Origin of the sequence: Paraglaciecola arctica BSs20135, from assembly GCF_000314995.1 — a bacterium.
GTDB lineage: Bacteria > Pseudomonadota > Gammaproteobacteria > Enterobacterales > Alteromonadaceae > Paraglaciecola > Paraglaciecola arctica.
The window spans coordinates 1-12694 of record NZ_BAEO01000063.1; the positions used below are offsets into that span (position 1 = coordinate 1).

Below are 12694 nucleotides of genomic sequence, written 5' to 3' on the forward strand. Positions count from 1 at the left end.
ATGGGGGATACAAAGAATTACCGCCACTAAGGATCATACATAACCAGCCAATAAAAGCAGCTGTGTGTGTCGAGCTTAAAGCACAAAAAAATCAAAAAATTATCACCACAGAGGAAAAGGAGAGCACAGAGAAAAAGACTTAATTCTTAACAATCTAGTTCTCTGTTTAGCGAAGCGCTTTGTACCTCTGTGGTTCAAACGTTTTTAATACTGAAGTCAGGAAGTATTGTAGGATATTGGGTTTAGGCGCTTTAATAGATTGTCGGTTTTTATTGCTTAATTGGGAGCAGTTGTTTATTTTTGTGAAAACGTTTCCAAAAAAAAGAAAATATAGGCCCTATTTTTACTAATGATAAATATTAAATATAAGCAGATACTCACCTCTACAGCATTAATTTTACCACTATTAGCCTCCCTAGTCGTATATTCTGATACAAGTCATGAGCAGACAAGTGAAAAACTCAAACCTGTTTTTGCTGAAAAAATTACTGCCATAACTGTTACACCTGAAAACTGGCCTAAACAAACATCTCCTATAAAACGTTCCCCAGAGCAAGAAGCTAAAATTGTTGAAATTTTAGCTAAGATGACTCTTGAAGAAAAAGTCGGTCAGGTTATCCAAGGAGATATTGCTTCAGTCACACCACAAGAGGCCGGAGAATATAATTTAGGCTCAGTGTTAAACGGTGGCAGCAGTGCACCTAATGGCGATATTCACGCGCCACCAGAAGAATGGTTGCAACTGGCAGATGAATTTTACCAAGAATCAACAGATACCAGTGATGGTGGCGTGGGTATTCCATTGTTATGGGGTATAGACGCGGTGCATGGTAATAACAATGTAGTGGGGGCGACTCTTTTTCCTCATAACATTGGTTTGGGGGCGGCGAATGATCCTAATCTGATGCGCAAGATCGGAGAAATCACGGCTAAAGAAATATTGGTGGTGGGCATTGATTGGACATTCGCACCTACTTTAGCTGTGGTACAAAATGATAAGTGGGGACGTACCTACGAGAGTTATTCTGAAAACCCTGAGATAGTAGCAAGTTTTGCAGGACCTTTAGTCGAAGGGATCCAAGGGAAAGTAAATAGCGATAATTTTCTAAGCAAAAATCATTTATTAGCCAATGTTAAGCACTTTTTGGGCGATGGCGGTACCAAAGACGGAAAGGACCAAGGTGATACCCTTGTTAGTGAAGCCATCATGCGCGACATTCATGGTGCCGGTTATCCTCCAGCTATCCAGCACGGAGCACTAGTCGTTATGGCATCGTTTAATAGCTGGCACGGCAGAAAAATGCATGGCAGCCGCGAAATGTTAAATGATATTTTGGTCGAACGTTTAGGCTTTGATGGCGTAGTCGTCGGCGATTGGAATGGCCATGGGCAGGTGGCGGGTTGCAGTAATGTGTCTTGTCCACAAGCGTTTAATGCTGGCTTAGATATGTTTATGGCCCCCGATAGCTGGAAAGAACTGTATAAAAACACCCTCAAACAAGTCAAGTCGGGTGAGATCAGTTTAGCGCGATTAGACGAAGCAGTGTCACGTATCTTACGAGTTAAATTACGTGCTGGTTTATTTGATGCTGGGTTACCATCAAAACGTCCTTTTGCCAGTAAGTTCGAGTTATTGAGCTCTAGCGAACATAAAGCTGTTGCCAGAGAAGCGGTGCGAAAATCCTTAGTGTTACTCAAAAATAATAATCAGTTGTTACCTCTGCAAGCTAATTCAAAAGTCTTGGTTGCTGGCGGCGGAGCTAATAATATTGCTCAACAATCGGGCGGTTGGACCTTAAGTTGGCAAGGTACAGGCAATAATAATTCACACTTCCCTAATGCTGAGTCAATTTATCAAGGTATTGAAAAAGCTGTTCAACAAGCTGGTGGACAAGTTGAATTGAATGAGAATGGGGATTTCGAAACTAAACCTGATGTCGCCATAGTAGTGTTTGGCGAGCAACCCTACGCCGAATTTCAAGGTGATGTAACAGATTTAGATTACAAACCTAATGCAGATTTAGCTTTATTAACATCACTTAAAGAGCAGGGTATTCCTACTGTGACTGTATTTTTGTCAGGCCGGGGTATGTGGGTAAATCCTGAGTTGAATGTGTCTGATGCCTTTGTTGCAGCTTGGTTACCGGGTTCTGAGGGCGGCGGTGTGGCGGATTTATTGTTTAAAAATGCCCAGGGTAGTGTTCAATATGACTTTACTGGACGTTTGTCTTTTTCTTGGCCTGCCACTCCTCTTGATGTAGAAGTGAATATTGGTGATGAAAATTACCAACCGTTATTTGCTTATGGGTATGGATTGTCGGTAAAAGACAACCAAAATTTAGCGCTATTGAGTGAAGAAGTAGATCCTTCGGTTAGCCAAATTAATGATAGTCGATTCTTATTTGCTGGTGATCCGGTTCAGCCTTGGCGTTTAGTGTTAAACGATGCAGGAGGTAACACCCAAGTTAGCGCTAGTTCACAAGCCAGTTCCTTGTCTAAGTTGTTGGTTGAAGCCAAAGATAACAAAGCACAAGAAGATGCTATGCAAGCTACTTGGAGCGGTGAAGCCAATCTATTAATACAAGGTAACCCAGTTGACTTAACCACAAAAATGGCTGCGGGGATGGCTCTTGCGTTTAACTACAATGTGCTGGAACAAGGTGCCAGCAAGATTATCTTAAGCACAGGGTGTGGTTTGGATTGTGGCGGCGAACTAGATATCACCACATCACTAAAATCTAAGACAGGCCAAGGTTGGCAACAAGCAACTATTGCACTTAGCTGTTTTGCGAAGGCTGGCAGTAATATGCAGCAAGTGGATGTTCCATTTATATTGGCCTCTGACGCTGGATTGACAATACAATTAAGCGAAATAAAAATTGTAGCGGCTGAAAACATAGCAAATTGCGATCTCTAACTACTTCCCATAACCCAAAATTTCCGAGGCATAGGTGCACAGCATTGCTGTATGTCTATGCCTTGGCTTGCTTTCTAGTACAATTACCCTTACCTTGCCGTCAATTGAATTTTTAGAAGCCTAGATCCCAATTATGAACGTCTCCTTAGAGGGATTTATTCTTACTGCTCGCTCTATTGAACGCCAAGGTAAAACCTATATTGAATTCTGGTTTACCACTCAAAATGGTGTAGTAAAAGGGATCTCAACAGCGCAACAAGCTTTGTTTTTTATCGAGCAAAAAGATCAGGCTCAAACATCGCGACTGCTAAAACAAAATAACATTGAACACAGTTATAAACCCTTAGATTTACAAACCTTTGAACATCAGACCGTGGGTGCTGTGTACTTTGATAAAAATAACTCACTTTATAAAGCTAAAACATTACTAAAGCAGCACCAGATTAGCTGTTTCGAAGATGATATACGTTTAACCGAACGTTATTTGATGGAGCGCTTTGTGTATGGCAGTGCTGTTTTTACGGGCAAGCAAGATAGCCAGAAACCAGCAGTACTTTTTGATATTCAATGTAAACCTAGCCAATTTGTACCGAAATTCAAGCTATTATCCATTGATATTGAATGCAGTGAACACGGAGAGTTGTTCTCAATTGGCCTAGCCAGCGATACCTACAAATGTGTATTAATGATTGGCGAGGCGCAAATAGCTGATGACTGGATCCATTGGGTCGCCGATGAAAAGGCCTTGTTGCAGCAGTTTGTAATGCAAGTGAGTCAAATCGATCCAGATATTATTATTGGTTGGAACGTTGTCAATTTTGATTTTCGTTTGTTGATTAAACGTGCCACTTTGCATCAGGTCAAATTGACTTTGGGACGGGATAATCAAGCTATTTCATGGCGAGATGCTAGAAACGAAGTGAATCAGGGGTTTGTATCCATGCCCGGCAGGGTAATCGTTGATGGTATCGATGCTCTAAAAACAGCTACCTATCAGTTTGACAGTTTCAGCCTAGAAAATGTTGCTCAAACCCTATTAAGTAAAGGTAAAAAGACTGAAGACGTTGACGATAGGCTTGCCCAGATTGTGCATGATTTCAATCACAATAAAGTTAAGCTAGCTGAATACAACCTACAAGACTGCCAGTTAGTGTTAGATATTTTTGAGCACACAAAAGTATTAGACTTTTTAACTTTACGTAGTCAGCTAACCGGCCTTGAATTGGACCGAATGGGCGGTTCGGTGGCCGCTTTTATCAATCTGTACTTACCCAAACTTCATCGCGCAGGATACATCGCTCCTAATCGCCCACAGGATGGCGGTTTAGCTAGTCCAGGTGGTTATGTGATGAGCTCGAAGCCGGGGTTATATAAAAACGTCTTGGTACTGGATTTTAAGAGTTTGTACCCTTCTATCATGCGTACCTTTAAAATTGACCCTCTTGGTTTAGTCGAGGGTTTATTGTCCCCAGAGCAAGCTATTGAAGGTTATAAGGGGGCTAAATTCAGTCGCGATAAACATTTCTTACCAGAAATTATTACCTCTCTTTGGCAGCAGCGTGATGAAGCTAAGAAAAACCAAGATGCTGCACGCAGTCAAGCCATAAAAATTCTGATGAATTCCTTTTATGGTGTATTAGGCTCAGGTGGTTGCCCGTTTTATGACACTCGGTTAGCCAGCTCAATCACTATGCGTGGTCATGACATTATGCAAACAACAGCGAAATGGATCGAACAAGCGGGTTACCAAGTGATTTATGGTGATACCGACTCGACTTTTGTGTGGTTGCAAGGAGAACATACAGCTCCACAGGCGGATCAAATTGGCCAATCTCTTGTTCTTGAAATTAACCAAAAATGGCAAGCTAACATTCGTCAACAACATCAACTAGATTGTGATTTAGAAATAGAATTTGAAACCCATTTTAGCCAGTTTTTAATGCCCACTATCCGTGGTTCAGAGCTAGGCAGTAAAAAGCGTTATGCAGGATTAAAAACCACAAAAGATGGTGACGAACTGGTATTTAAAGGTTTGGAAACGGTTCGCTCAGATTGGACGCAATTGGCTAAGGGCTTTCAACTCACGCTATATAAAATGGTTTTTGCAGGGCAAAGTGTTGAAGATTATTTGCTGAAAATCATCGACGATACTCGCTCTGGCATGCTTGATGAACAACTAGTTTATCGCAAACGTATTCGCCGCAGGTTAGATCTTTATGTAAAAAATGTACCACCACACGTGAAAGCGGCAAGATTGGCTGACCAACAAAACAAAGCATTAGGCAAAACACTCAGATACCAACACAAAGGTTGGATATCTTATGTGATCACTGTCAATGGCCCACAACCAATAGAATACCTAAGCAGTCAAATAGATTATGAGCACTACGTAGATAAACAAATCAAACCTATAGCTGAAGGAATATTACCCTTTATACATTTATCCTTCGAAGATATGACCAGTCAACAAATGGGGTTGTTTTAAAGCTGCTTCGAGTGTCGAGCTGAAAACTAGAGAAAAAAACAAAAGCTTATCACCACAGAGGAAAAGGAGAGCACAGAGAAATACAATTTAAATCTTTTCCTCTGTGAAGCGAAGCGCTCTGTGCCCCTGTGGTTCAAATTCTTTAATGTGTTTATTTCTAAATTTAGAATTAAAAAAGCCAGTTGCATAGCAACTGGCTTAAAGGTTTATCATTTTGCGAAGCTCGAAGCTCGAAGCTCGAAGCTCGAAGCTCGAAGCTCGAAGCTCGAAGCTGATTTATTTCTTATTTGATAAGAACACAATCAAATCAACCATGTCATCTTGGTTCATATCTTTAGTGAAGGTCGCTTGATATTTGCCGTTAACAATAAAGTTTGGCACGCTGGTGACGTATTGGCGGTATTCTTGAACAGCCTTGTTATTCATTTTTAATCTGCTATTTACGCCAAAGCTAGACATCATTTTGTCAAAGTCTTCAGGTTCAACACCATTTACAATAAAAATATTTTTTAAGTCTTTAATACCAGCTATGTTCGATCGGGATACGTGAATATAATTAAAGATGGCTTGAATAAGCGCATCATCTTTTTTCAACTCTCTGGCTACCATCATAGCTTTAGTTGCATCGTCCTGAATGGCTGAACTGGTGAAGCCCATAAAGTTAACGTGAATTTTTTTAAATTCAACATCATCGGCTAATTTGGTTTTCATGTTCTTAACTATGGGTTCAAAATTAAAACAATGGCCGCACCAAAACGAAAAGAATTCCATTACTTCTTTTTTCTCAGTGGCTTTATCTGAGATGATTTTGTAGTGCGTGTCTTCGCGCCATTTTTCTTGGGCACAGGCTTGCAATGGCAGCAATAAAGTTAAACTGAGTAACAACAATATTTTTTTCATAATATTTCACAACTAAATTAAAATTTGAAGCAAGATTAGCATAGCTTCTAAAAAAATCCGATAGGACTTTGTAAGCAAGTATAAAAAACGCTCCACGAAGGAGCGTTTGAGGAGCTTCTAAATAGCTGTTTAGAAAATATAGTTTACCGCAACACGTAATAATGTAGTTTCAGCATCATTAAGTTTGTTGTCATATCGGCTCAAGTCGGTTTTAAACGCAACGTTTGTATCGAAGTCATAGCGTAAACCTAAGGTAATGACGTTATGTTTATTAAATGAACCTTCTTGTAACCCACGTACTAAGCCTTCAATCCCTGCTTTATTAGCGTCAGGAAGAGGAAGTGCGTTTACTTGATCAAGAAACTTATACTCTTTACTGTCGAAATTTTCATAAGTCACTGAAGGTGTGAATTTGCCCAAACGTAAACCTGCAGTAACGTAATAAGCATCAGATTTTGGGTTAAAAGACTTTTCTGTTTCTAATATTGTGATTTCACCACTTACAAACCAATCATATTTATCAACTTCTAATCCAAGACCTAAAAAAGGTGATGTGTCGTTTTCATAGGCCAAATTGTTATACAACTCAGTCAATCCTAAGTCATTCAATACACTTATGGCTTCTGTTATAGCTGCACTATCTAAAGTTACTTTAGATGTTCCATATACGGCTCTGGCCTTAAACCAATCGTTCACTGCTTCAACAGAAAATACCGCTGTATTGTTTGCTACAAATTTAACATTGTCGTTATCAACAGTTATTTTTCCTAGAGCAAGTTGCGTATTATATTCCCAGTCACCCGCATAAGTACTGTAATCAAATCTTACGCCATCAATATTGTTAAACTCTACGTCATAAACTGCCCGAGGCGCATTAACCCAATGATATGAATAACCAACATCTAGAGACGCGGAGTATTTAAACAATGGCAAGCGTAGACGCCCAGCTGAAATGCTCAGCTTATCCGTTGCTTGATAAGTCATATAAGCCCACGCAACCTTGGCTTCATAATCGTCTTCGCCACGGGCTAATATTTGTCCTGTGGCCGTCATTTTTTCATTGATATCACCCGTTATTTGGATGGCAAATGAGCTCTCTTCAGAAAAGCTAATTTTGTCTTCATAACCATATACGGTGTCATCGCTGCTGGTAATTCCGCCGATTAGATTGGCGAAACCGTTGATACGTACTTCTGCTTGAGCAGTAAATGTGCTGGCGGTCAAAGCCGCGATAGTTAATAATTTTTTCATAATAAAGCTCCTAATTAGTTCAACGAAATGACTTTAACGGCACCAGAAACTGATGCGCTGTCTACATAACCAATGGCATTCGGATTATCTGCCACTATGGCCAGTACCGCTGCATCGTTGTCTAATTCTTTAGGTGGTATACCTTTTCCTGTAAATACCAATTTTGACCAGTAAGCGGCAATTTGAGTCGAGCTACGGCCTAAGGTGTTAGTATCGAAAGAATCACGAGCTGCAGAAGAGGGCACTTGGTTTATGGGCAAAACTTCTTTGCCATTAGAAAACTTTTTCTCTTTGCCTAGGAATATTCGCTGAACGATTTTTGCATCTAATGCAGCGTCATTGCTTGGATGTACCACTACCACTACTTCAGCTATAGATAAGAATGAAATAGAGTAAGCTAGCGCTGCGCCTATGAGTGTTTTTGAAAATTTCTTAGTGTTCATGTGTGTTACCTATGTGTAGGTTCATTAAGTATAATTTTCGTAAAATTATACGTTTTTACCAAACGTCAACTATTGCCTTTTAATTTTAAATTACAAAATTGTTTTTATAAAACAAAGGCTTATAGTGTTCTTGTTATTCACCGAAAATTTGACGGGCATATTATGATATAAATTTTGAAAGGTTTGAGTATGTAAAAATATACTTACATATGAACAGCAATCGCTAAAACCGCCATTTGGAACTATTGAAGAAACTTCATTTGATTTTTTTGAATGGTTTTACCTTGATAAACACTATTAACTTATTGTTATATATATAAAATACAATATGTGGCTGATATCAATGCTACTTTAGTATTCTTCATGTTCACAATAAACAAGAATGTCTATGTACTCGCAAGTTATGTCTCGTTAAGTACTAATGTGGTTATGTTTATAGTGCTAAAGGTGGTTCTTGTAATGCAGAATACTGTTCTTTTAATCCCAGTATTTGTTGTTCCCAATATTTGCCGTCGGCAAACCAAGGGAAAGCTTGTGGAAATGCGGGGTCTTGCCAGCGTTTTGTTAGCCAAGCCATATAATGCACCATACGCATGGCTCGCAAGGGCTCTATTATGGCAAGCTGTGTATTATCAAATTCACAAAACTCCTCATAGGCTTCGACTAGTGTATCCATTTGAATAAACTGCTGTTGTCTGTCCCCCGATAGCATCATCCACAAGTCTTGGATCGCAGGCCCGCTTCTGCAATCATCTAAATCAACAAAAGTTGGGCCGTCGCGCCACAATATGTTGCCTGGGTGACAATCCCCGTGCAGCCTAATGTTATTTGTGCTTTGGTAAAGTGATAGGGCTAAATCGACAACTTGCTGTAAAATAGTGAAAAATGCTTGCTGTAAGCCTGAAGGGATCAGTGGACTGTTTTGTAGCTCTTGTAATGGTTTCACCAAATACTCATCAACACTTATTGTTGGCCGATAGGCAAAATCAGCACTTTTGGCAACAGCATGAATTCGGCCAATAAAGCGTCCCATCCATTCGACTTGATTTAAATTGTCGACTTCAAATTGTCTACCGCCTACCGAAGGGAAAAGTGCAAAGCAGTAGTCGTTATAAAGATGCAGGCTTTGTTTGTTGTAAACTAACGGTGCAACCACAGGAATTTCATGAGAAGCCAACTCAATAGAAAAATCATGTTCTTCTTGAATTTGAGCTTGGCTCCAACGTTGTGGTCGATAAAATTTGGCCACATAACGTTTTTTGTCTTCAGCAATAAACTGATAAACCCTGTTTTCGTAGCTGTTGAGTGCTAACAGTCCCGACTCAACGCGAATGTCTTGTGATTCGATCGCATCAAGTATCAGGTCTGGAGTGAGTCCAGAAAAATCAAAAGTACTCATAAATCAGGATACAAAAATTTACTTATTGCTTGTACCTTGACTGCGTTATTTTCATCACCTATTGATTCAACTCTAAAGCTAAATTCTGTGGATTCTTGGGTTAATTTACTTGGGTTGATGGCAATGCTTATAGGTAAATTGAACACCTCACCACCTGCAACAGTTGCTTCATCTTCACCAATATAAGTGTGTCCTTCAAGGTTATCAACGTATATGTGGTAGCGTTGTGTGAGTTGTGATTTATTCAGAATTTTTATGGTAAATACGTTCTCAATAAGCCCATAACCGGTTTCTCGAAACATGGGAACTCGGTCTTTTATAATATCTATTTCCAACGGTTTCCTAGACGCAATTTCAAAAATAAGCAGTCCTGACATTAATAATAAAACCATTGCGTAACCAATTAGTTTAGGTCGAAATATTTTTGTTTTCCCGCCAGCTAATTCTGTTTCTGAGGTAAAACTAATCAATCCCTTGGGATAGTTCATTTTTTCCATAACACCATTACAGGCATCTACGCAGGCACCGCAATTTATACATTCATATTGCAAACCGTTACGAATATCAATGCCTGTTGGGCAAACTTGTACGCAAAGGTTGCAATCAATACAGTCACCTAGTCCCTGAGTTTGATTTTCTTCACGACTGACTTTTCGTCCTCTTGGGCCTCTTTGTTCTCCCCGCGTAGTATTATAGGCAACGGTGAAAGTGTCTTTGTCGAACATGGCAGATTGAAAGCGTGCATAAGGACATATGTGTGTACACATGATTTCTCGCATCCATCCTGCGTTACCATAAGTACAAAGCGTAAAAAACAGTACCCAAAAAACCGCCCAAAAACTGCTTGAGAAGGTAAAAAACTCAACAAATAAATTGTCAATGGGGGTGAAATAACCAACAAAGGTCAAAGAGGTAAGTAATGCAACTGAAACCCAAGCAAAATGCTTAAGTGTTTTGCGCCAAAATTTATCAAAGTCCATTTTTCTTTGATCTAGCTTCATTCGTTTATGGTTGCTGCCTTCAATTCTTTCTTCAAACCAGATGTAAATAAAGGTCCAGGTAGTTTGTGGACACATAAAACCACACCAAACACGACCCGCAAAGGTGGTTACAAAAAATAATGCAAAGGCGGCCACTATCAAGATCCATGCAAATAACGTCAAATCTTGTGGCCAAAGTGTTAAGCCAAATATATTAAAACGCTGTGCACCAATATCAAATAAAACGGCTTGACTACCATTAAACTGTAGCCACGGAAGCATCGCAAAACTTCCCAAAAAAAACAGTCCAAAAAATCGACGAATATTTTCCAGCATGCCAGTAACCGCTCGCACATATATTCTACTGCGAGGTGTGTTGTCATGTTTGTTTTTATCTGGGCGGTGTACTTTTACGGGTGAGATGTTTTTAACGGGAATGCGCTCACTCATTGGGTGTCCTTGGTATATCAAAAAATGCAAGAATAGAGAGTTTTATAGACTCTGATAACTAAAGGAGTATACCAGTATGTTAACTACCATGCTTGATCTTGGTCAGGCTTTTTCTCGTTTTACCCACGGTTACTATATGCTATGGATTGTTATTCTTGGTTATCAGAAGATATAACTATTGACTATATTTTATGAGCCTGTTCTCGAGTAGCATATACAATCTTCTAATGATTGAATAGTTTTTGAGTCACAGAGTATGTTGCGTTTTGTTGTAGTTACATTTGAAATTTTGGCATTGATAATGATTTTGCGCAGCGCATTTGTACAATTTTGGTTGTCGGATATGCAAACAAACACATCACAGTGGATGCACGGTATCTCTATGACCATAGATAATCAACAACTGGCTAAGTTTAGAAATCAAATTTCGGATCATGTGCAAGATTTATCCGAACCCCAAACAGAATATTTAAATAGGATCACTAGTACAAAAACTGAGCTTAACAATTTTAATCTACATTATTGTTACGCTGGGGATAAAAATCCTTATATTTATGGAAGCAATTTACATTATGTCTGTGGTGAAATTAGCCGTAAAGGTATTCTAAAAGTGTAATCAGAGTTCAGATTGGGGCGTTAAAAAGGATTGGGTAAGGTAATTACAAATTTAGCGCCTCCCAACTCCCCATCTGTGACGTAACAATCCCCTTGATGCCAATCGACAATTCTCTGTACTATCGCCAATCCAAGACCCGCTCCCCCTTTTTGCCTATCTCGACTTTCATCAGGACGAAAAAAGGGTGAGAATATTTTTTTACGCATAGCCTGCGAAACGCCAATACCGTCATCTTCGATACATATTTTAATGACATCTTTTTGCTTGATGACATGTATCTCTAGTTTTTCTTTAGCATAACGCGCACCGTTTAATACTAAATTTTCAATCGCTCTTTCGATAAAGTGTTCATCGGCTAATACTTGAGGATCATCACCATAAACCCTTACGTTTAAGTTAGTTAGATGACTTCCTTTCAAACGATAAATCAATTGCTGACACAGTTGTTTAATTGGAATTTCTGCTAGGTTCATTTCGGGAATTCTTGCGTCGGTACTGGCATAATCCAACATTTCTTGTACAAGATGTTCTAATTCATTGACGTCTTTTTGCATATCCAGCCAAGGTTCGCTTTGTGCCGTGGGGTTCATCGCCAGGGCAAATTTTAATCGTGCCAGTGGAGTCCGAAACTCGTGGGTCACAGCACCACTTAGTTCTCGCTGATTTTGCATCAGTTGGGTGATTTGGCGTCCCATATTGTTAAGGGATTTTGCAATAGGGTAAATCAAAGATGTTTTACTAATATTGTTTTGCACAATGCTGCCATCGGGCTTGACGTTGGAAACGGTTTTTTCAAGATTTGATAAATCACGCCATAATGGCCAAATCCAAAATGCAATAACGCCACCTAACAACAAAAAAACAAAACACTGTATAACAGAAATCTTCCCGAGTCTGGTCTGCTTATAGGCAGTGATATTTCTAGCAGTTGGGTTTCATTATCAAGTATATAAATTTGCTCTGTTACACTTGAGTCACTAAGTACTATTGCTTGCCCATCATGTAATTTTTTTAAATTGCTATCGGACCATGCAATATCGCCTAAAGTGCGTATTTGATGAGTGCCTCCTAAGCGTTGAATAAAGCTTGGCATATCAACATTTTGCAGTTTGGCTGCTTCAAACACAGGCCCTAACAGTTGAGTGTTAGATGTTTCTGACTGAGTGTAAAATATGCGTTCAAGACCGGCACTAAGGCCCACTAAAGATACCGCAATAAATAAATACAAACTTATGAATAGGCGCGCCATATAA

At 39.5% G+C, this 12694-nt stretch carries 10 protein-coding genes; 3 read left to right on the forward strand and 7 right to left on the reverse strand.

Annotation, left to right across the window (positions count from 1 at the left end; genetic code table 11):
* The first annotated feature begins 349 nt into the window (after nt 1-349).
* Together GARC_RS22245 and GARC_RS22250 are read left to right on the forward strand one after the other, a co-directional pair.
* Nucleotides 350-2917 carry a glycoside hydrolase family 3 protein gene (locus tag GARC_RS22245; protein WP_007624754.1) on the forward strand — a complete coding sequence of 856 codons (2568 nt, stop codon included), beginning with the start codon at nt 350-352 and terminating at the stop codon, nt 2915-2917.
* Nucleotides 2918-3050: 133 nt separating this feature from the next.
* Nucleotides 3051-5402, forward strand: coding sequence for a DNA polymerase II (locus GARC_RS22250; protein ID WP_007624755.1), 2352 nt, complete (start codon nt 3051-3053; stop codon nt 5400-5402).
* Nucleotides 5403-5678: 276 nt separating this feature from the next.
* Here the strand turns inward: GARC_RS22250 and GARC_RS22255 are convergent, their stop codons facing one another.
* From GARC_RS22255 to ccoG, 5 genes are all read right to left on the reverse strand, one after another.
* Nucleotides 5679-6302, reverse strand: a complete 624-nt coding sequence (locus GARC_RS22255) for a thiol:disulfide interchange protein DsbA/DsbL (protein WP_007624756.1) — start codon at nt 6300-6302, stop codon at nt 5679-5681.
* A 129-nt stretch (nt 6303-6431) separates the two neighbouring features.
* A complete protein-coding gene (locus GARC_RS22260) occupies nt 6432-7553 on the reverse strand; it encodes a porin (RefSeq protein WP_007624757.1) in 1122 nt (373 codons plus the stop codon).
* A 14-nt stretch (nt 7554-7567) separates the two neighbouring features.
* Entirely contained in the window at nt 7568-7996 is a 429-nt protein-coding gene (locus GARC_RS22265; protein ID WP_007624758.1) for a type 2 periplasmic-binding domain-containing protein, read from the reverse strand.
* Nucleotides 7997-8429: 433 nt separating this feature from the next.
* On the reverse strand, nt 8430-9395 hold the full coding sequence (locus GARC_RS22270; protein ID WP_007624759.1) for a serine/threonine protein kinase: 966 nt from the start codon (nt 9393-9395) through the stop codon (nt 8430-8432).
* Nucleotides 9392-10825 (reverse strand): cytochrome c oxidase accessory protein CcoG, encoded by a 1434-nt coding sequence (gene ccoG / locus GARC_RS22275; protein ID WP_007624760.1) that lies wholly within the window; start codon nt 10823-10825, stop codon nt 9392-9394. Before ccoG ends, GARC_RS22270 begins: the two co-directional genes overlap by 4 nt.
* A 343-nt stretch (nt 10826-11168) precedes the next feature.
* Between ccoG and GARC_RS22280 the strand changes: the two genes are divergently transcribed.
* Entirely contained in the window at nt 11169-11441 is a 273-nt protein-coding gene (locus GARC_RS22280; protein ID WP_226989290.1) for a hypothetical protein, read from the forward strand.
* Nucleotides 11442-11461: 20 nt separating this feature from the next.
* On the opposite strand, the gene GARC_RS22285 is transcribed toward GARC_RS22280, so the two are convergent.
* Nucleotides 11462-12196, reverse strand: a complete 735-nt coding sequence (locus tag GARC_RS22285) for a sensor histidine kinase (RefSeq protein ID WP_153811002.1) — start codon at nt 12194-12196, stop codon at nt 11462-11464.
* Nucleotides 12197-12288: 92 nt separating this feature from the next.
* Complete coding sequence (locus GARC_RS27485) at nt 12289-12690, reverse strand: hypothetical protein (RefSeq protein WP_007624770.1); 402 nt, start codon at nt 12688-12690, stop codon at nt 12289-12291.
* Nucleotides 12691-12694: the final 4 nt, after the last annotated feature.